The sequence below is a fragment of the Pantoea deleyi genome, from assembly GCF_022647325.1.
GTDB lineage: Bacteria > Pseudomonadota > Gammaproteobacteria > Enterobacterales > Enterobacteriaceae > Pantoea > Pantoea deleyi.
In genome coordinates, this window is record NZ_CP071405.1 from 847,193 (window position 1) to 867,882 (window position 20,690).

At 59.6% G+C, this 20,690-nt stretch carries 17 protein-coding genes and 1 pseudogene; 13 read left to right on the forward strand and 5 right to left on the reverse strand.

Annotation, left to right across the window (positions count from 1 at the left end; translation table 11 throughout):
• The first annotated feature begins 244 nt into the window (after positions 1–244).
• The 3 genes from J1C59_RS04120 to rlmM are packed head-to-tail and all read left to right on the forward strand — an operon-like array spanning position 245 to position 2,701.
• A complete protein-coding gene (locus J1C59_RS04120; protein WP_046102471.1) occupies positions 245–1,162 on the forward strand; it encodes a transcriptional regulator GcvA in 918 nt (305 codons plus the stop codon).
• A 50-nt stretch (positions 1,163–1,212) separates the two neighbouring features.
• Positions 1,213–1,608, forward strand: coding sequence for a DUF423 domain-containing protein (locus tag J1C59_RS04125; RefSeq protein ID WP_111141923.1), 396 nt, complete (start codon positions 1,213–1,215; stop codon positions 1,606–1,608).
• On the forward strand, positions 1,601–2,701 hold the full coding sequence (gene rlmM / locus J1C59_RS04130) for a 23S rRNA (cytidine(2498)-2'-O)-methyltransferase RlmM (RefSeq protein WP_128086001.1): 1,101 nt from the start codon (positions 1,601–1,603) through the stop codon (positions 2,699–2,701). Before J1C59_RS04125 ends, rlmM begins: the two co-directional genes overlap by 8 nt.
• 24 nt (positions 2,702–2,725) lie before the next feature.
• Here rlmM and xni read toward each other — a convergent pair whose 3' ends face one another.
• The 3 genes from xni to queF form a co-directional block, all read right to left on the reverse strand.
• Positions 2,726–3,481, reverse strand: coding sequence for a flap endonuclease Xni (gene xni, locus J1C59_RS04135; protein WP_128086000.1), 756 nt, complete (start codon positions 3,479–3,481; stop codon positions 2,726–2,728).
• Between the two features lie 34 nt (positions 3,482–3,515).
• The gene (ppnN, locus tag J1C59_RS04140; protein ID WP_128085999.1) at positions 3,516–4,880 is read right to left on the reverse strand and encodes a nucleotide 5'-monophosphate nucleosidase PpnN; all 1,365 of its coding nucleotides are present in this window, start codon (positions 4,878–4,880) and stop codon (positions 3,516–3,518) included.
• Between the two features lie 168 nt (positions 4,881–5,048).
• Complete coding sequence (queF, locus tag J1C59_RS04145; protein ID WP_128085998.1) at positions 5,049–5,894, reverse strand: NADPH-dependent 7-cyano-7-deazaguanine reductase QueF; 846 nt, start codon at positions 5,892–5,894, stop codon at positions 5,049–5,051.
• 62 nt (positions 5,895–5,956) lie between these two features.
• On the opposite strand from queF, the gene syd reads away from it, so the two are divergent.
• The 4 genes from syd to J1C59_RS04165 all read left to right on the forward strand — a co-directional run bounded on the left by syd (position 5,957) and on the right by J1C59_RS04165 (position 8,659).
• Positions 5,957–6,505: a SecY-interacting protein gene (gene syd / locus J1C59_RS04150; RefSeq protein ID WP_128085997.1), complete on the forward strand. Its 549-nt coding sequence runs from the start codon at positions 5,957–5,959 to the stop codon at positions 6,503–6,505.
• A 586-nt stretch (positions 6,506–7,091) separates the two neighbouring features.
• The gene (locus J1C59_RS04155) at positions 7,092–7,421 is read left to right on the forward strand and encodes a YqcC family protein (protein ID WP_128085996.1); all 330 of its coding nucleotides are present in this window, start codon (positions 7,092–7,094) and stop codon (positions 7,419–7,421) included.
• Entirely contained in the window at positions 7,421–8,200 is a 780-nt protein-coding gene (gene truC / locus J1C59_RS04160; protein WP_128085995.1) for a tRNA pseudouridine(65) synthase TruC, read from the forward strand. The genes J1C59_RS04155 and truC overlap by 1 nt, the downstream gene beginning before the upstream one ends.
• Before the next feature lie 12 nt (positions 8,201–8,212).
• Complete coding sequence (locus tag J1C59_RS04165; RefSeq protein WP_128085994.1) at positions 8,213–8,659, forward strand: flavodoxin; 447 nt, start codon at positions 8,213–8,215, stop codon at positions 8,657–8,659.
• Positions 8,660–8,722: 63 nt separating this feature from the next.
• Here J1C59_RS04165 and garD read toward each other — a convergent pair whose 3' ends face one another.
• Complete coding sequence (gene garD / locus J1C59_RS04170; RefSeq protein WP_140917286.1) at positions 8,723–10,282, reverse strand: galactarate dehydratase; 1,560 nt, start codon at positions 10,280–10,282, stop codon at positions 8,723–8,725.
• Between the two features lie 571 nt (positions 10,283–10,853).
• On the opposite strand from garD, the gene J1C59_RS04175 reads away from it, so the two are divergent.
• The 6 genes and pseudogenes from J1C59_RS04175 to J1C59_RS04200 form a co-directional block, all read left to right on the forward strand.
• The gene (locus tag J1C59_RS04175; protein ID WP_128085993.1) at positions 10,854–12,215 is read left to right on the forward strand and encodes an MFS transporter; all 1,362 of its coding nucleotides are present in this window, start codon (positions 10,854–10,856) and stop codon (positions 12,213–12,215) included.
• Positions 12,212–13,558: an enolase C-terminal domain-like protein gene (locus J1C59_RS04180; RefSeq protein WP_128085992.1), complete on the forward strand. Its 1,347-nt coding sequence runs from the start codon at positions 12,212–12,214 to the stop codon at positions 13,556–13,558. The genes J1C59_RS04175 and J1C59_RS04180 overlap by 4 nt, the downstream gene beginning before the upstream one ends.
• A 10-nt stretch (positions 13,559–13,568) precedes the next feature.
• Positions 13,569–14,900, forward strand: a complete 1,332-nt coding sequence (gudD, locus tag J1C59_RS04185) for a glucarate dehydratase (protein ID WP_128085991.1) — start codon at positions 13,569–13,571, stop codon at positions 14,898–14,900.
• Between the two features lie 45 nt (positions 14,901–14,945).
• A complete protein-coding gene (gene garL / locus J1C59_RS04190; protein WP_128085990.1) occupies positions 14,946–15,716 on the forward strand; it encodes a 2-dehydro-3-deoxyglucarate aldolase in 771 nt (256 codons plus the stop codon).
• Positions 15,717–15,734: 18 nt separating this feature from the next.
• Positions 15,735–16,619: a 2-hydroxy-3-oxopropionate reductase gene (garR, locus tag J1C59_RS04195; RefSeq protein ID WP_111141430.1), complete on the forward strand. Its 885-nt coding sequence runs from the start codon at positions 15,735–15,737 to the stop codon at positions 16,617–16,619.
• A gap of 73 nt (positions 16,620–16,692) precedes the next feature.
• Positions 16,693–17,829: pseudogene (locus tag J1C59_RS04200) on the forward strand (glycerate kinase); the annotation flags it as partial.
• Between the two features lie 122 nt (positions 17,830–17,951).
• Here J1C59_RS04200 and barA read toward each other — a convergent pair.
• Positions 17,952–20,681: a two-component sensor histidine kinase BarA gene (gene barA / locus J1C59_RS04205; RefSeq protein WP_128086319.1), complete on the reverse strand. Its 2,730-nt coding sequence runs from the start codon at positions 20,679–20,681 to the stop codon at positions 17,952–17,954.
• Between the last annotated feature and the right edge of the window lie 9 nt (positions 20,682–20,690).

A 20,690-nucleotide genomic window follows, 5' to 3' on the forward strand; every position in this document is an offset into this window, starting at 1 on the left:
CGCAATCGTCGGATCAAAAATTGCAAACACAACATCACGACCACAAGCCAAAAGTTTTCAGAAAATCTGCGAACTCACTCACAAATCTAAAAACTTTTCGTTCCGGCTCTGGAAGTGCGGCAACTATAGGTATTTGCTGGTGGTTCCTCAACGGACAAATTATAATGCCTCGGATTAAAAATTCTAATACGTAAACGCTTTGTATAAGCCCGCGTATTTTTCGCCGCGCCGGATACGGAAAACCATGTCGAAACGCCTTCCTCCCCTCAACGCACTGCGTGTTTTTGACGCAGCCGCACGCCATTTAAGCTTTACCAAAGCCGCTGAAGAGCTGTTTGTCACCCAGGCTGCTGTAAGCCATCAGATAAAATCTCTGGAAGATTTTCTGGGGTTAAAGCTGTTTCGCCGGAGGAATCGTTCGCTGTTACTGACCGAGGAAGGACAAAGCTACTATCTCGATATCAAAGAGATTTTCTCTGCCATCAATGAAGCGACCCGCAAACTGCAGGCGCGCAGTGCCAAGGGGGCCCTGACCGTCAGTCTGCTGCCGAGTTTTGCTATTCAGTGGCTGGTTCCACGTCTCTCCAGCTTTAATATGGCTTATCCGGGGATCGACGTACGCATCCAGGCCGTGGACCGCGACGAAGAGAAACTGGCCGACGATGTCGATGTGGCAATTTTCTATGGGCGCGGTAACTGGCCAGGGCTGCGGGTCGAAAAACTCTATGCCGAATATCTGCTGCCGGTCTGCTCGCCATCGCTGATGACCGGCGACAATCCGCTGAAAACGCCGATGGATCTGTCGCGCTTTACCCTGCTGCACGACGCCTCGCGCCGCGACTGGCAATCCTATATCCGTCAGCTGGGGCTGCAGCATATTAATGTGCAGCAGGGACCGATCTTCAGCCACAGCGCGATGGTGCTGCAGGCAGCCATTCATGGACAGGGGGTCGCGCTGGCGAACAATGTGATGGCGCAGAGTGAGATTGAGGCCGGACGCTTGATCTGCCCATTTAACGATGTGCTGGTCAGTAAAAATGCTTTTTATCTGGTTTGTCATGACAGTCAGGCAGAACTGGGTAAAATAGCCGCCTTCCGACAGTGGATCCTGGCAAAAGCCGCAACAGAACAAGAAAAATTCCGCTTTCGGTACCAACAATAACATCCTGATTTAATTGGATTAAGATGCAAAATCATCCTGAGGATTGGTGAATGTCCAGTCGTGCCATGTTTATTTTTGCCGCGATCAGCGGGTTTCTGCTGGTGGCGTTTGGCGCCTTTGGTGCCCACGTGCTGAGCCGGTCGCTTGGCGCAGCTGAAATGGCCTGGATCCATACCGGGCTGGAATATCAGGCTTATCACACCTTAGCGGTGATGGGGCTGGGGGCCGCGATGTTACGTCGCGCCAATATCTGGTTTTACTGGAGCAGTGCGCTGATGGCGCTCGGCACCGTGTTGTTCAGTGGCAGCCTCTATTGTCTGGCGCTGTCACATCTGAAGTTTTGGGTTTTTATCACGCCAGTGGGCGGAGTCTGTTTCCTCGCCGGTTGGGTATTGATGTTGATTGGCGCGCTGCGTCTTAAACGAAAGGCAGAACGCCATGAATAAAGTTTTACTCTATTGTCGTCCCGGTTTTGAAAAAGAGTGTGCAGCTGAGATCAGCGCCAGAGCCGCTGAACGCGAGATCTACGGTTTTCCGCGGGTCAAAGATGACGCCGGTTATGTGTTGTTTGAGTGCTACCAGTTCGAAGATGCCGAGCGCCTGGCGCGTGAGCTGCCGTTTGATGAGCTGATTTTTGCCCGGCAGATGCTGGTTGTCGGCGAACTGCTGCGTGATCTGCCGCAGGAGGATCGCATCACCCCGATCGTCGGCATGCTGACCGGCGTGGTGGAAAAGGGGGGCGAACTGCGTGTTGAGGTGCCGGACACCAACGAAGCCAAAGAGCTGACGAAATTCTGTCGTAAGTTCACCGTTCCGCTGCGCGCCGCCCTGCGTGAAAGTAAGATCCTGCTCAATTATGAGAGCCCGAAACGCCCGGTGGTGCATGTGTTCTTCATTGCGCCAGGCACCTGTTACGTCGGCTACTCCTTCCGCGAAAACAGCTCACCGCTGTATATGGGGATCCCACGGCTTAAGTTCCCCGCCGATGCGCCAAGCCGCTCCACGCTGAAGCTGGAAGAGGCGTTTCACGTCTTTATCCCGGAAGATGAGTGGGATGAGCGTTTAGCCAGCGGCATGTATGCGGTGGATCTCGGTGCCTGTCCGGGCGGCTGGACCTATCAGCTGGTTCAGCGCAGCATGATGGTCTATGCGGTGGACAACGGGCCGATGGCGCCGAGTCTGATGGATACCGGCCAGGTGATGCACGAAAAGGCCGATGGCTTTAAATACCGGCCGCCCCGCAACAACATCAGCTGGCTGGTGTGTGACATGGTTGAGAAGCCGGTGCGCGTGGCTAACCTGATGACCGACTGGCTGGTTAACGGCTGGTGCCGCGAAGCGATCTTCAACCTGAAGCTGCCGATGAAGAAGCGTTACGAAGAGGTGACGCAGAATCTGGCGATGATGCAGGAACGCTTTGATAATGAGGGCATCAATGTGCAGATCCGCGCCCGCCAGCTCTATCACGATCGCGAAGAGGTAACGGTGCACGTACGCCGGATCTGGGCCGCTATCGGTGGCCGTCGCGACGAACGTTAATCGCCGGGCTGAGTGCAGCCGCACTCAGCCGCTATAACGCAGCGTATTCAGGTTTCCCTGTAACACCAGATCCCGCTTCAGCGTCGCGACCTCGCGGCTGATCCCGGCTATGCGCTGGCCTTCCGCAATCTTTTCCCGCCACTTTGCGGGCACCTGCTCCAGGTGCTGATAGATCCCTTCAAGCGTGTGAAATTCTGCCAGCAGCTGTTTCGCGCTTTTCGGGCCAATGCCGGCGATACCGGGGATCTTACTGCTGTTGATCCCGCAGAGTCCCCAGTAGTCGGGAAGTCGCTCCGGAGCCACGCCAAATTCCGCTTCAATAAAGGGCAGGTCGAGCCACCGTTTCTGAAAATAGTCGCGGATGCGGATGTCGGGTGCCAGCAACTGACAGTACCCTTTATCTGTGGAGACAATGGTGGCCTGATGTCCGGCCTGGGCCATTTTCACCGCCAGCGTGGCCGCGAGGTCATCCGCCTCATCATCGCCAGCGATCCAGCAGCTGACGCCCGCCATGCGAAAGGCCGCCTGCAACGCCGGAATTTCCGCCTGCAGGTCATCGGGCATAGGGGGGCGGCCGCTTTTGTAATCGGGCAGCAGCTGGTGACGCCAGCCCTGATGACGCGCTTCGCCATCAAACACGGCGACCGCGTGCGTGGGTCGGGTGTGACCCAGCACCTGACGCAGCGCGGCCACGCAGCCGTCCACGCAGGGCGAACCCTGCACCGCGTGCAGACGGCGAATCAGATTGAGGGCATCGATAATAACAAGATGAAAAGCCATGAGCGTAAGGGCAGCCCGCAGGCTGCCTCCTGGTTTATTTGATAATTTCGTAGCAGGGGATATAGGCGGAGCCGGGCAGTTTCATACGTTGCTGTGCCACAAATCCCTGCAGCAGTTCATCCATCCGATGCATGATGTCGGGATCGCCATGCAGCCTGTAGCGGCCCTTCTCACGGATCTCGCGGATCCCCATCTCTTTGACGTTACCGGCGACGATGCCTGAGAAGGCGCGACGCAGGTCGGCAGCCAGTTTTTCAGGTGCCTGATTGGTATAGAGATTGAGGTTAGCCATATTCTCGTGGGTCGGCAGGAACGGCACCTGCAGATCGGGTTCAATGCGAATCGACCAGTTAAAGCTATACGCATCGCCGGTTTCGCGACGGTTCTCTTTAACCTGGGGCATCGCTTTCTTCATCAGACGCGCCACTTCTGCTGCATCGTTGATGATGATCTGATAATGCTTACGCGCCTGTTTGCCCAGCGTGTTGACGATGAAATCATCCAGCACGCGGAAGTAGTCGGCACTCTCCTCGGGGCCGGTCAGAATCAGCGGCAGCAGCTGGTCGTTGTTCTGCGGATTCATCAGGATGCCCAGCAGATAGAGCAGCTCCTCTGCGGTGCCGACGCCGCCCGGGAAAATGATGATGCCATGCGCGATGCGCACGAACGCTTCCAGACGTTTTTCGATGTCCGGCATGATGATCAGCTCGTTCACCAGCGGGTTCGGCGGTTCTGCCGCAATGATTGAGGGTTCGGTCAGGCCGATAAAGCGGCTGTCACGGTAGCGCTGCTGCGCATGGCCGACCGCGGCGCCTTTCATCGGCGCTTCCATTACACCCGGCCCGCAGCCGGTACAGATGTTCAGCTCGCGCAATCCGAGCTGCGTTCCGACGTTGCGGCAGTACTGATACTCAACGGCGTTGATGGAGTGACCGCCCCAGCAGACCACCGTATTGGGATCTTCACCGATATGCAGGGCCCGCGCATTGCGCAGAATGGAAAACACGGTGTTGGTGATCGTAACGGAATCGTTCTCTTCGGCTGCGGTAAGCCGCCCCGGCGAGTTGAGCTGTCCGCTGACAAACAGGATGTCACGCAGCACGGCAAACAGGTTCGCCTGCAGCGAGCGGATAATGCGGCCATCCACAAACGCCTCTTCCGGCGGATTGATCAGCTCCAGTTTCACGCCGCGCTCCTGGCGCAGCACATTGATGTCGAAATTTTCAAAGCGGGAGAGCAGTTCGTGGCTGCTGTCGGTCTGGCTGCCGGAGTTAAGCACGGCCAGAGAGCAATTGCGAAACAGCTGGTAGAGGTCGCTGCTGGCTGTGCGCTTGAGCATATCGACTTCCAGCTGCGAGAGCAGATCCATTGAGCCAAGAGGGCTGATGTGGGTAATCAAATGAGCTCCTTTACACCCGCCTGGGTGCGTGTTGGCACTGCAACGGCAGTGACGAAAATCCCGGGGCGGCATCCATACGTTGCCGCCATCACCAGAGTAGCCTTGTCAGCCTGCACAGCTCAAGCGGAACTGCGCGCGCAGCCTGCAGCCTGCGAGAAATCTCGCAAACTACTGACGAACCAGCCGTGAAAAACCGGGCGTGAAGGGCACATTGGTGCGCCACGGGTTGATGTCCAGCCCGCCACGGCGCGTGTAGCGCGCATACACCGTCAGGGTGTCCGGATGACAGAAACGCATCACATCATTAAAGATGCGCTCGACGCACTGCTCATGAAACTCGTTGTGCTGGCGGAATGAGATCAGATAGCGCAGCAGAGCCTCACGATCGATGCGCGGGCCTGAGTAACGGATCATCACCGAACCCCAGTCGGGCTGGTTCGTGATCAGGCAGTTTGACTTGAGCAGATGGCTGACCAGGGTCTCTTCGACGCGTTCGCTGCCTGCGGCATCGGCCAGATAGTCAGCATTGAAGCGATAATCCTCGATGGTGATATCCTGCTCATCAATACAGCAGCCCTCAAAGTGCCCGATTGGCTGACCTTCCACTTCACTGAGCCGGAACAGCGCAACCCGGACTTCACCTTCTGCGCAGGCGCTCAGGTCGCGCTCCAGCGTCTGACGCACCTCGCCCCAGTCGGCAAAGCGGGTCTGGTTGAAGCTGTTCAGGTAGAGTTTGAAACTCTTGGACTCGATAAGGTTGCGGCTCTGCGCATCCAGCACCACTTCACCCACGGCGACCTGCGGCAGGCCCTTGCTGTTCAGCCATGACAGCTCATACAGGGTCCAGATATCGCCGCCGGTAAAGGGCAGGCTGTCGGGAAACAGGCCAAGGGGTTCACGGTTCAGGCTGCGCGGCACGGCCTGCAGTAAGCCATTATCATAGCGATCGTGATAGGCTGTGGGTTTGCCCAGCGTCAGGTTGCTGAGTGCCTGATCCTGTTCGTGAGTAGTCATTGCGGTTACCACCAAAATTAATCAAAGTGGCTAAGTGTAACCCATCAGAAGTGAGAATATGAATGATGCAGCAAACTGCCGCCGCGTTGCGCGACTTTACCCAGCGCTACTGCCAGCACTGGCTTCAGCAGACCGGTCACGCCCCGGCCAGCAGCGATCTCTATGGTGTGCCGTCGCCCTGTGCGCGGGAAGATCGCGACCAGCAGGTTCTCTGGCAGCCGCAGCCGTTTTCACTGCCGCCGACGCTGGATGCCATTGAGCGGGCCATCGATCTTCAGCTTCAGCCGTCGATCACGACGTTCTACACCACGCAGTTAGCGGGCGACATGCGAGCCACGCTGGGCGAGCAGTCGCTGACCCTGTTGCAGGTCTGGAGTGAAGAGGATTTTGTGCGGTTGCAGGAGAATCTGATTGGGCATCTGGTGATGCAGCGCCGGCTCAGACAGTCGCCGACGCTGTTCATTGCCACCACCGATTCCGAAGAGGAGATCGTCTCGATCTCGAATCTGACCGGCGAGGTCATTCTGGAGCAGCCGGGGCGAAAACAGCGCCGGATCCTGGCCGAAAGCCTTGAGATATTTCTTAAGTCATTACAACCGGTTATCAACTGACTTTCAGTGATCTGCCGCTGCGCTTGTGAGAGATCTCTTACATATACTGTGAGAGATCGCCACATTGCTCCTGAGACATCCGGAAGGCCGGAATGTAAAAATATTGTGAATCATAAACTTAATGGCGATTATCCGAAACTGCACCGCACATTTCGTAAAGTTTTGCCGCAAGTCCCTTGTGCGCTTTACGCGTTCTGTCAAAATGTTTCTCGCTGCAGGATGCTCAGGAAACGGAATCGTCAGGACGATGATAAGCCATGAGGCGGGAACGTAACGGAGTTTACGGCACACGGAAGGTTTCAGGATGAAACAGGATCGCTCAGGATTGAGCAAGGGACACCTCCAGGATGGAGAATGAGAGCCCCTCAGAAGAGGTGGTGGGCCAGGACGCTAAGGATACATCAGGACGATGCGCGACAGGAGTTCGCACGGGACAAGTTGTCATGGAAGAGCAGGGAGCACTAACGTAGCGGGATAGCTGCAAACGAACCGGGAGCACTGTTTATACAGTGCTCCCTTTTTTTGTGCCTGTGCCAACTAATGGTATGCTTGCCGCCCATTTTTGACGGCTCGCTGGAGGTAGCGCATGGCGCCTGAACAATTGATTACGCAGAGGCTGGAACAGCTGGAAGCGGTGATGCGTGAACATCAACTCTGGCAGAGTACGCCGCCGCCGGAAGGCGCGCTGGACAGCCGTGAACCCTTCTGCCTGGATACGCTGGAACCCCTCCAGTGGCTGCAGTGGGTGCTGATCCCGCGGATGCACGCTCTGATTGCGGCGCAGCATCCGTTACCGCAGAACTTTGCCGTTGCCCCCTATTACGAAGTAGCGCTGGTGCCTGATCAACCGGGTATTGCGCCGCTGCTGCTCACCCTGCGTCAGCTCGATGCACTGCTCCGGGATGCGGCTCACTGATGCTGGAAATAGTCTATCAGGATGAGTGGCTGGTGGCGGTCAACAAACCCAGCGGCTGGCTGGTTCATCGCAGCTGGCTGGATCGGCATGAAACGGTGTTTGTGATGCAGACCGTGCGCGACCAGATCGGCCAGCATGTCTTTACCGCGCATCGGCTGGATAAACCCACGTCAGGCGTGCTGCTGATGGGGCTCTCCAGCGAGGTCGGTCGGCTGCTGTCCCAGCAGTTTGAACAGCATCAGATGCAGAAAACTTACCACGCCGTCCTGCGCGGCTGGCTGGAGAGCAGCGGGACGCTCGACTATCCGCTGGTGGAAGAGCGGGACAAGATCGCGGACAAGCACGCCAGCGAACCGCTGACTGCCCAGTCGGCGATCACCGATTATCAGGTCATGGCGACCGCCGAGATGCCGGTCGGCATTGGCCGTTATTCCACTTCGCGGTACAGCCTGGTCGAACTCTCACCCCGCACCGGCCGCAAGCATCAGCTGCGTCGCCATATGTCACACCTGCGCCATCCGATTATTGGCGATTCGGCGCACGGCGATCTGCGGCAGAACCGGGGGGCCGCGCAGCACTTTGGTGCGAACCGGCTGATGCTGCACGCCAGCAGCCTGGCGCTGACCCATCCGGTCACCGGTGAGCCTCTGCTGATACGCGCCGGGCTGGATAGCGTCTGGCAGAATCTGATGAGCCAGTTTGGCTGGCAGGATACGCTGCCGGAGGTGCCGCGGGTTGAGTTTGCCGCCGCGCCAGGCGAGGATAAGGTTTCAGAATAAGGGAGAAAGCAGATGGCAAAGATTGGCATTTTTGTAGGCACGGTATACGGCAATGCGCTGCTGGCGGCGGAAGAGGCGGAACCGATTCTGCAGCAGCAGGGACACAGCGTGACCCTGTTTGAGGATGCGACGCTGGCCGACTGGCAGGCGTTTAGTCACGATGTGGCGTTGATCATCACCTCGACCACCGGTCAGGGCGATTTTCCCGACACCCTTTCCGGTCTGTTCCACGCGATTAAAGATAAGCTGGGACATCAGCCTGCGCTGCGCTATGGCGTAATTGCGCTGGGTGACAGCAGCTATGAGCATTTTTGTGGCGCGGGCAAAGCCTTCGATGCGCTGCTGCAGGAGCAGGGCGCACAGCGGGTTGGCGAGACGCTGCTGGTGGATGCCACGGAAAATCCGGAGCCGGAAGTGGTCACCTCGCCCTGGGTTGAGGCCTGGGGGGCACAGCTCTGACGCCGCCGCCAGGCTTATCGCGGCTGGCCGTCCGCAGATAAGCCCGGCCCGGGCGCCGCACGATCAGGTGACCGGCGCCGGATTAAATACCGCCAGCTGATTACGGATCCCCCAGCGATCGGACCAGGTCTGCTTGCGGCCGCTGGCGATATCCAGAATCAGTTCAAACAGTCGCCAGCCCACCTGTTCAATACTCTCTTCGCCGGTGGCGATCGTCCCGGCATTGATATCCATCAGATCGTGCCAGCGCTCAGCCAGCGCATTTCGTGTCGCCATCTTAATCACCGGGATCGCCGCCAGGCCATAGGGCGTTCCGCGGCCCGTGGTAAAGACCTGCAGGGTAATGCCGGAGGCCAGCTGCTGCGTACCGCAGACAAAATCGCTGGCGGGGGTCGCCGCATAGATCAGGCCGCGTCGCGTGGGGCGCTGGCCGGGTGAGAGCACTTCGACAATGGCGCTGCGGCCCGACTTGGCAATAGAGCCAAGCGCCTTTTCCACCACGTTGGCGAGTCCGCCCTTTTTATTGCCTGGCGACGGGTTCGCACTGCGATCGGTCTGTCCCTGGTCGAGATAGTCATCATACCAGGCCATCTCCTCCAGCAAGCGCTTACCGACCTCCTGATTGATTACCCGCGGCGTCAGCAGATGAATCGCATCGCGAACCTCGGTCACTTCCGAGAACATCACCGTTGCGCCACAGCGCACCAGCAGATCGGAGGCAAAGCCCACTGCCGGGTTGGCCGTCACGCCGGAGAACGCATCGCTGCCGCCACACTGCATGCCGACAATCAGCTCGGCCGCGGGGCAGGTTTCGCGCTGGCGCTGATTCAGCCGCTGAAGATGCCGCTCCGCGACCTGCAGGATCTCCTGTACCATCGCACCGAAACCCACCAGCTTTTCATCCTGCAGACGCACGATGTCGCTGTCGTCCAGTGAGATCGCCTGCACGTCAGCGGTGCCGGTCAGCAGACGCTCCGGCTGTAACTTCTCACAGCCCAGGCCGACGACCATCACTTCGCCGCCGAAATTGGCGTTCAGCGCCAGGTTATGAATAGTGCGAATCGGCACCACCGCCGCGGGCGCGTTGATTGCGACGCCGCAGCCATAGAGGTGATTCAGGGCGACCACGCCATCTACGTTGGGATAACGCGGCAGCAGCTCCCGCTCAATAATCTGTACGACATGATCGACCACGCCCGCCACGCAGTGCACGCTGGTGGTTATGCCGAGCAGATTGCGCGTGCCGACGCTGCCATCCGCATTGCGGTAGCCCTCGAAGGTATAGCCCTCCAGCGGCGGCAGGGCAGGCGGCACCTGTGTGGCCAGCGGCAGGCTGGCCAGCGGCGGGGCATCCGGCAGCGCGACCAGCGACTCATCAATCCAGCTCCCCTGAGCGATATCCCGCAGCGCATAGCCAATCACTTCGCCATAACGCAGGATCGCCTCGCCCTGGCGGATTGCACTCAGCGCTACCTTGTGACCCTGTGGCACATGCTCCGTCAGCGTCAGCCCGTCAGCAAACCGGGTTCCGGCGGGCAGACCCAGGCTGTTTACCACAATGGCCACGTTGTCGTGCTCATGGACTTTGATATAGAGCGGTCGTTCATCTGTTTTAGGATTCATCGCTTACCTTACCTCTGTCGTGCCGGCGTGATGCGGCACGCTGTAATGATTTGACCTGTCACACGGGGTTTGCCAGCTTCAGTATAAGGAGCAGCGCCGGAGCGCGCATTGTGCAAATGTCCACCATTCAGGAGATTCATTCCCTGGTTTTGGGTCGGTTATCCAAAAGCAAGTGAAGACCCTCACAAACAGCGGGGGAAAGCGTTACCAGAGGCGCTGATCGACGATGAAAAACGCACTTTCGTGAGCCATCCCGCAGGCTTTTGTGCATCCGCAAGAGAATCCCTTCCACACCTTCGTTATTCCAGGGCAATGCGCCAATGTGCTGGCCGCAGGCTGTTCCTATACTGAGTCCCGTTAGCCAAAGTCAGGTTATCTGTCACGACGTATTACTCATCCGGAAAAGGCGACAGGGCGCCTGAATCGCCGCATTCGCCAGACGCCGGGTGAATAAATAAAGGTTTGCCAGAACAAAAAATCGCCGTGTTTAACCCAACTTCTCTCTGATACCCAACGCGATGTGTATGCAGTCAGAGCGAATGTAGCTCACGCTATATTTCAGGAGTGCATCATGAATAGTTTCAGCCAGACCGCGGAAACGGTGCAGAAACGCACCAACGCCCGTTACTGGATTGTGGTGATGTTGTTTATCGTCACCTCATTCAACTACGGTGACCGCGCCACCATTTCCATTGCCGGTTCGGCGATGTCTAAAGATATCGGCCTGGATTCAGTCGGACTCGGCTATATCTTCTCTGCCTTCTCATGGGCTTATGTGATCGGTCAGATCCCGGGCGGCTGGCTGCTCGACCGCTTCGGATCGAAACGGGTCTATTTCTGGAGCATCTTCACCTGGTCGCTGTTCACCCTGCTGCAGGGCTTCGTCGATATCTTCAGCGGCTTTGGCATCGTCATGTCGCTGTTCATTCTGCGTTTCCTGGTCGGTCTGGCCGAAGCGCCCTCCTTCCCCGGCAACAGCCGCATCGTGGCGGCCTGGTTCCCGGCGCAGGAGCGTGGCACGGCCGTGGCGATCTTCAACTCGGCACAGTACTTCGCCACTGTGATCTTCGCGCCCATCATGGGCTGGCTGGTCTCCGAAGTGGGCTGGGCGCATGTGTTCTGGTTTATGGGCGGGCTGGGCATCATCCTCAGTTTCATCTGGCTGAAGGTGATCCACGATCCTAATGACCATCCCGGCGTCAATAAAGCCGAACTGGCGTACATGGAGCAGGGCGGTGCGCTGATCAACATGGACGCCAGAAAAGAGACCCGCAAAATAAGCTGGAGTGAGAAGTGGTTTCAGATCAAGCAGCTGCTCACTTCCCGCATGATGCTGGGGATCTACCTCGGTCAGTATTGTGTTAACGCCTTAACCTACTTTTTTATCACTTGGTTCCCGGTCTATCTGGTGCAGGCGCGCGGCATGTCGATCCTGAAAGCGGGCTTCGTTGCCTCGGTTCCGGCGGTGTGTGGCTTCCTCGGCGGCGTGCTGGGCGGGGTGATCTCCGACTGGCTGATGCGCAAAACCGGTTCGCTGAATATCGCGCGGAAAACCCCTATTGTGCTGGGCATGCTGCTCTCTATTTCGATGGTGATGTGTAACTACACCGACACCGAATGGATGGTGGTGTTCTTTATGGCGCTGGCGTTCTTCGGCAAAGGCATTGGCGCGCTGGGCTGGGCGGTGATGGCGGATACGGCACCGAAAGAGATCAGCGGCCTGAGCGGCGGTCTGTTCAACATGTTCGGTAACTTCTCCGGCATCGTGACGCCTATCGCCATCGGCTACATCATTGCCACCAGCGGATCCTTTGAAGGGGCGCTGCTCTACGTCGGCATCCATGCCTTTGTCGCCGCATTCAGCTTCCTGGTGATCGCCGGTGACATCAGGCGTGTCGAACTGAAACCCTGGACCGGTAAGGACGCCTCATGAACACACAAAGCTCACCGGTAATCACGGCGATGCAGGTCATTCCGGTCGCGGGCTACGACAGCATGCTGCTTAACATTGGCGGCGCGCACAACGCCTGCTTCACCCGTAACCTGGTGGTGCTCACCGATAGCGCCGGACACACCGGCGTCGGTGAAGCGCCCGGCGGCGACACCATCTATCAGACGCTGGTCGCGGCCATTCCGCAGGTAAAAGGTCAGCAGATCGCCCGGATGAATCGTCTGGTGCAGCAGGTCCATCAGGGCAACCAGTCGGCTGATTTCACCACCTTTGGCAACGGTGCCTGGACCTTTGAGCTGCGGGTCAATGCGGTCGCGGCGCTGGAAGCGGCGCTGCTTGACCTGCTGGGACAGTGCCTGGGCGTGCCGGTGGCCGAGCTGCTGGGACCGGGCAAACAGCGGGACGAGGTCACGGTGCTGGGTTATCTGTTCTATCTCGGCGACCGCCGCAAAACCGATCTGCCCTATCAGTCGGGAGAGCAGGCTACGCACGACTGGTATCACCTGCGTCATCAGGAGGCGCTGACCAGTGAGGCTGTCGTCAGGCTGGCCGAGGCGGCACAGGATAAGTATGGCTTCAGAGACTTCAAGCTCAAGGGCGGCGTGCTGCCGGGTGAGCAGGAGATCGCGACGGCGGCGGCGCTGAAACAGCGCTTCCCCGACGCCCGCATCACGGTCGATCCCAACGGCGCCTGGCGGCTGGATGAGGCGATAGCGCTCTGTAAGGGGATGCAGGATGTGCTGAGCTACGCCGAAGATCCCTGCGGTGCGGAACAGGGCTATTCGGGACGCGAAGTGATGGCCGAGTTCCGGCGCGCCACCGGCCTGCCGGTCGCCACCAATATGATCGCCACCAACTGGCGTGAGATGAACCACGCGGTGATGCTCAACGCGGTCGATATCCCGCTGGCCGATCCCCACTTCTGGACGCTCAGCGGGGCGGTGCGGGTAGCCCAGCTGTGCGACGAGTGGGGGCTGACCTGGGGCTGTCACTCCAACAATCACTTCGATATTTCGCTGGCGATGTTTACCCATGTCGGCGCCGCCGCGCCGGGCAACCCGACGGCGATTGATACGCACTGGATCTGGCAGGAGGGCGATCAGCGCCTGACGAAAAATCCGCTGCAGATTCGCAACGGTAAGATCGCCGTGCCGGAGGCACCGGGTCTGGGTGTCGAGCTTGACTGGGATCAGGTGAATAAAGCCAGCCAGCTTTATCACGCTCTGCCCGCCGGGGCGCGAAACGACGCGACGGCGATGCAGTATCTGATCCCGGGCTGGACGTTTGATCGCAAGCGCCCGGCATTTGGCCGCAAAACAGCATAAGGAGCAGGAGATGAGTTCAACACCGAAAGTAACCGCCATGCAGGTCATCCCGGTGGCAGGCTACGACAGCATGCTGCTGAACCTCAGCGGTGCGCACTCACCATTCTTTACCCGCAACATTGTGATCATTAAGGATAACGCCGGCCACACCGGCGTCGGTGAAATTCCGGGCGGCGAAAAAATCCGCCAGACGCTGGAGGATGCCGCGGCGCTGGTGATCGGTAAAACGCTGGGCGAGTACAAAAATACCCTCAGCCTGGTGCGCTCCACCTTTGCCGACCGCGATGCTGGCGGACGCGGCAACCAGACGTTTGATCTGCGCACCACGATCCATGTGGTGACCGGCATTGAGGCGGCGCTGCTTGACCTGCTGGGCCAGCACCTGGGGGTTAACGTCGCCTCGTTGCTGGGCGACGGGCAGCAGCGCGACCGGGTGGAGATGCTCGGCTACCTGTTCTATATCGGCGACCGCACCAGGACGTCGCTCTCGTATCAGAGCCAGCCGAACGATCCGTGCGACTGGTACCGGCTGCGCCACGAAGAGGCGCTCACCCCGGATGCGGTGGTGCGCCTGGCGGAAGCGGCTTACGAGAAATATGGCTTCAACGACTTCAAGCTGAAAGGCGGCGTCCTGCGCGGCGGCGAAGAGGCCGAAGCGGTGACGGCGCTGGCGAAGCGTTTCCCCGACGCACGGATTACGCTCGATCCCAACGGCGCCTGGTCGCTCAACGAGGCGATCATCCTCGGTAAACAGCTCAGGGATGTGCTGGCCTACGCGGAAGATCCCTGTGGCGCTGAGCAGGGCTACTCCGGCCGCGAAGTGATGGCGGAGTTCCGCCGCGCGACCGGCCTGCCGACAGCCACCAATATGATCGCCACCGACTGGCGGCAGATGGGCCATACCCTGTCGCTGCAGTCGGTAGACATTCCGCTGGCCGATCCGCACTTCTGGACGATGCAGGGCTCGGTGCGGGTGGCGCAGATGTGCCACGACTTCGGCCTGACCTGGGGCTCTCACTCGAATAACCACTTCGACATTTCGCTGGCGATGTTCACCCATGTGGCTGCGGCCGCACCGGGCGCGATCACCGCCATCGATACGCACTGGATCTGGCAGGAGGGCAATCAGCGCCTGACCAGAGAGCCGTTCCAGATCAAAGGCGGCATGGTGCAGGTGCCGCAGAAGCCGGGTCTCGGCGTCGAGCTGGATATGGACCAGGTGATGCAGGCCAACGCGCTCTATCAGAAGCAGGGGCTGGGCGCACGCGATGACGCCGAGGCGATGCAGTTTTTAGTGCCGGGCTGGACGTTCGATAACAAGCGCCCGTGTCTGGTTCGTTAATCTTCCGGGCTTCCGCCGCGAAGCCCTCGTCACAGGAGTTGAAACATGAGTAATGCAGCCTGGGCCAATGGATTCCGCCGCCGCCTGTTAGCGGGCGACACCCTGATCGGCAGCTGGTGCGCGCTGGCCAGTCCCATCTCCACGGAAATCCTGGGGCTGGCCGGTTTTGACTGGCTGGTACTCGATGGTGAACATGCACCCAACGATATTACGACGTTTGTGCCGCAGCTGATGGCGCTGAAAGGCAGCCAGAGCGCCGCGGTGGTGCGGCCGCCGTGCAATGAGCCGGTGATCATCAAACGTCTGCTGGACATCGGCTTCAACAATCTTCTGGTGCCCTTTGTCGAAACGGAAGAGGAGGCGCGGCAAGCCGTTGCCTCAACCCGCTATCCGCCCGCCGGTATCCGCGGTGTCTCCGTCTCCCATCGCAGCAACATGTACGGCACGCTGCCCGACTATAACCAGCAGATCAATGACAACATCACGGTGCTGGTGCAGATCGAAACCCAGCAGGCGGTCGACAACATTGACGCCATCGCGGCGGTCGACGGGGTTGACGGGATCTTTGTCGGGCCGGGCGATCTCTCGGCCGCGCTGGGCTACCTCGGTCAGCCCGCGCATCCTGAGGTACTGAACGTCATTAAACACATTTTTGAGCGCGCCAGAGCGGCCGGTAAGCCGAGCGGTATTCTGGCACCGGTAGAGGCGGACGCGCGTCGCTATCTGGAGTGGGGAGCCACCTTTGTGGCGGTCGGCAGCGACGTCGGGATGTTCCGCAACGCCTCACAGGCGCTGTGCGACAAATTTAAGCGCTAATTGATCAAGGGGAACGCAATGAAAATCGGATTCATCGGCCTGGGCATTATGGGCAAACCCATGAGTAAAAATCTGCTGAAAGCCGGCTACGCGCTGGTGGTGCGCGACCACAACGCCAGCAACGAAGCGGAGCTGACGGCGCTAGGTGCGACCGTGGCGAAATCGCCCAGAGAGGTGGCTGAACAGTGCGACGTGGTGATTACCATGGTGCCCAATTCGCCGCAGGTTAAAGAGGTCTGTCTGGGAAAAGAGGGCATTATTGAGGGCGCGAAGCCGGGCCTGGTGGTGATCGACATGAGTTCGATTGCGCCGCTGGCGAGCCGGGAAGTGCACGATGCGCTGGCAGAAAAGCAGATCAAAATGCTGGATGCGCCGGTCAGTGGCGGTGAACCTAAAGCGATCGAGGGCACGCTCTCGGTGATGGTCGGCGGCGATAAAGCGGTATTTGATCAGTGCTATGACATCATGAAAGCGATGGCAGGTTCGGTCGTGCATACCGGCGACATCGGCGCAGGCAACGTCACGAAGCTGGCTAATCAGGTCATTGTGGCGCTGAACATTGCGGCGATGTCCGAAGCCCTGTCGCTGGCGACGAAAGCCGGGGTCAATCCGGATCTGGTCTATCAGGCGATTCGCGGCGGGCTGGCGGGCAGTACGGTGCTGGATGCCAAAGCGCCGATGGTGATGGATCGCAACTTCAAACCCGGCTTCCGCATCGATCTGCATATCAAGGATCTGGCGAACGCGCTGGATACCTCGCACGGCATTGGCGCGCATCTGCCGCTTACGGCGGCGGTAATGGAGATGATGCAGGCGCTGCGCAACGACGGGCAGGGTAACGCCGACCACAGCGCGCTGGCCTGCTATTATGAGAAGTTAGCGAAGGTTGAAATCGCCCGCTAAAACCTGGTGCCGGTTTTCCGGAACCGGACTGGTTCAGAGCCGTTTCAATTACTCAACAGCGCTCGGATTGCCTATGAAAATCGTAATCGCACCGGATTCATATAAAGAGAGTTTATCCGCCCTGGATGTGGCATCGGCGATTGAAGCGGGGTTCCGCGAGATCTTCCCCGATGCGCATTACGTGAAAATACCGGTCGCCGACGGTGGCGAAGGCACGGTAGAAGCGATGGTGGCGGCGACGAAGGGAAAGATCGTCAGGCTGACGGTGACCGGGCCGCTGGGCACTCAGGTTGATGCCTTTTATGGCCTCTCCGGCGATGAGTCAACGGCCTATATCGAGATGGCCGCGGCCAGCGGGCTGGAGCGGGTGCCCGCCTCCCAGCGCGACCCGCTGATCACCACCTCCTTCGGCACCGGTGAGCTGATCAGACATGCGCTGGATAAAGGGGTCGACCACATCATCATCGGGATCGGCGGCAGCGCCACTAATGATGGCGGTGCCGGAATGATGCAGGCGCTGGGTGCGCGGCTGCTGGACGCCAGCGGTCAGCAGATCGGCCACGGCGGCGGGGCGCTCGCCGGGCTTGCCAGCATCGACATCGACGCGCTGGACGCCCGCCTTCAGCGCTGCCGCATTGAGGTGGCCTGCGACGTAACTAATCCGCTGACCGGCAAAGAGGGCGCCTCGGCGATATTTGGTCCGCAGAAGGGGGCGACTCCTGCGCTGGTGCAGCAGCTCGATCAGGCGCTGGCGCACTACGCCGCGATCATTCAGCGCGACCTCGATATTGATGTACTGACGATTCCGGGCGGCGGCGCAGCGGGCGGGATGGGGGCTGCGCTGCACGCCTTCTGTCACGCGGAGCTGCGGCGCGGCATTGAGATTGTCACGGAGGCGCTGGGGCTGGCGGAGCAGGTGAAAGATGCCGACCTGGTGATCACCGGAGAGGGGCGTATCGACAGCCAGAGCATTAATGGCAAGGTGCCGATCGGGGTCGCCAGCGTCGCTAAGCGGTTTAATAAGCCGGTCATTGGCATCGCGGGAAGCCTGACGGCGGATGTGGGAGTGGTGCATCAGCACGGCATCGATGCGGTCTTCAGCGTGCTCTACAGCATCTGCACCCTGGATGAGGCGCTCGCCAGCGCCGGAAAGAACGTCGAGATGACGGCGCGTAATGTGGCGGCCACGCTGAAGCTGGCCGGCTTTCATGCCCTCTCACCGGCGCCGGGCCTCTCTGCCACTGCGGGTCTGAGCGCGCAGCTTAACAGGGCGTAAGAACGCGCCCGCTGCGCTGACGGGGCTGCCTCTGCGGCCCCGAAGGCATCCGGTGTTTACGTCATGCCCAGCAGCTGCCGGGCTTCTCTGGCGACGTTCTCCATCTCATCCTGCAACTCCAGCAGTTCCGGCTCCAGCGCCACGATATCGCTGACTTCAGGCAGCTCTTTCTCCAGCTGATGGCAGAGCTGCTTCATGCGCGGCACGCCGCTGTAGCTGGCACTGCCATGCAGCTTATGAATGATTTCGCGCAGGGCGCTGAGGTCGTTATCCGCCATAAACTGCGCGATCTTCGCGTGCACTTCCGGCAAAAACTCCAGCAGCATCCGCAGCAGATCGCGCGCCAGGTCGGGCTTGTTAGCCGCCTGTCGCAGCGCCAGCTGCCAGTCCAGCGTCGGTAAAATGGCAGGCAGTTCCGGCACCGGCACCACTGGCGGCGGCGTATAGCGCGCCAGCAGCTGTCTTAACTTGCTCTCATCGATGGGCTTGGCGAGATAGTCGTTCATGCCGGCCTTGATCAACTGCTCACGTTCACCATCGATGGCGTGCGCAGTGACTGCCACGATCGGCGTACTGGCGTGATGCGGCAGGGTGCGGATGATTTCGCTGGCGCGGATGCCATCAATATCAGGCATCTGAATATCCATCAGGATCACATCCAGCGCATGCTGGCGCGCCTCCCGGATGGCGTGTTCGGCGTTGCTGCACAGCAGGATATTCTGCACCTGCTCCTCCAGCAGCGCGCCAATCAGCTTGAGGTTGGCGGGGTTATCATCCACCGCCATCACCGTCAGCGGCAGACGGGGAGAGAGCGGCAGTTCGCTCATCTGCCGGGTGTGCAGATCCAGCAACATGGGCAGCAGGCGCGTCAGGGAGATCGGCTTCGCGATGCAACCATCAATGCCGCGCACTTTCAGCTCATCGGCCAGCAGCATCATCGGACTCGGCAGCGCCATCAGCACGTTATCTGCCCGCTCCAGCAGCGCGTTGATTCTTCTCTCACTGAGCAGTTCAGGCTGGCTGACATCGACCGGCATCGCCATCAGCAGCAGCGGATAGTGCGCCTCTTTCAATCCTTCCAGCGTTTCGCTGTAGTCGATCTGCAGCGGCGTGGCGCTCAGCATCTCCAGCGCCGCGCTGGCCACGATGGTGTCCGCCTCCACGTAGGCGATGCGCGCGTGCGACAGCGCCTCCAGGACGCGAGGCATCCCCGGCGCGTTCGGGTTAAGGTCGAGCTGCACGCGAATCACAAAGGTCGATCCCTGATCCGGCTGGCTGCTGAAGGTAATATCGCCGCCCATCTCCCGCACCAGTTTCTGAGTGATGACCAGCCCCAGCCCGGTTCCGCCGTGGCGGCGCGAAATGCTGGCATCAGCCTGACGGAACGCCTGGAACAGCTGGGTCTGCTGCTGTTCAGAGATGCCGATGCCGCTGTCCTCTACCTGAATCTCCAGCTCGACGCGCGACTGGGTGATCACACGCTGCCCGACGCGCAGGCCCACATACCCCTGCTCGGTAAACTTAATCGCGTTGCCGATCAGGTTAATCAGGATCTGCTGCAGGCGCAGCGCATCGCCAATCACGTTGTCCGGCACGCTGCTGTCACACACGACCGTCAGCTCCAGCCCCTTTTCATGCGCCGAGGGGGCGAGCAGCACCAGCGTCTCATCCAGCGTGGCGCGCAGCGGGAAGGGGATCGCCTCCAGCATCAGCTTGCCCGCTTCCAGCTTCGAGAAATCGAGCACGTCGTTGATAATGCTGAGCAGGTTGTTGGCCGAGCGTTCGATGGTCTGCATGTAGTCACGCTGGGTCGTGCGCAGCTGGGTCTTCAGCATCTGCCGGGTGAAGCCCAGCACCCCGTTCAGCGGCGTGCGCAGCTCATGGGACATATTGGCCAGAAACTCCGACTTGATGCGCGCCGCTTCCTGGGCGCGCTTCTTCGCCAGATCCAGCTCCACGTTCTGAATCTCCAGCTGCTCCAGCGTTTCGCGCAGGTCGTAAGTCGCCTGATCAATATTGTGCTGCATCTCTTCGTGATAGGCGGTGAGCGACATCGCCATCGCGTTGATGCCGTTCTTGAGAATGCTGAGTTCACCCAGCATGTAGCCCTCTACGCGGCTGTCGAGCTGGCCACGCCGGATGCGGTCAACGGTGGTGACCATATTGCGGATCGGCCCGGTGACGTCGCGCATCAGACGGTAGGCGAACAGCATGGCGAGGCAGAGACAGAAGAGCAGCATCAGGGTGGCGACAAACACCTCTTTATACTGCTGGAGACGCACCGACTGCAGATCCAGCTCTATCGCCACGTAGCCCAGCGGATTGCCCGAGGGTTTGGCGTCCTCCTCGGGAAGCTCATCCGCGTCGTAGCGCTCGCTGGTAATCGGGGTGCGCAGAATCAGCAGGCTGCCGTGACGCTCCATTGAGACATCATCGGGCAGGGCGCTGATGTCAGCCTGCTGCTGCAGGCTGAGGTTCTGCTTGTGATTGGAAGTGGCGTAGAGCTGGTTATGGTTATCAAATACCGAGATCGCCCGGACGATCCCCGAATGGCGGCGATGCAGCAGGCTGACCAGTTCGCGCATGGCATCCCGGTTGTGCCAGGTCATGCTGTATTCGCTGGAGATCGCCAGCGGTTCGATGATGTTGGCCCCGGCATCGATGACCTGGCGCTGCAGCTCGTTGTAGCGGTGCACCACAAAAAATGAGCTGAGCAGCAGGCCAACCATCAGCACGGGTGCCAGAATTAAAATCATCATTCGCGCCCGCAGGCTGTATTTGGTCATAATAGTCGC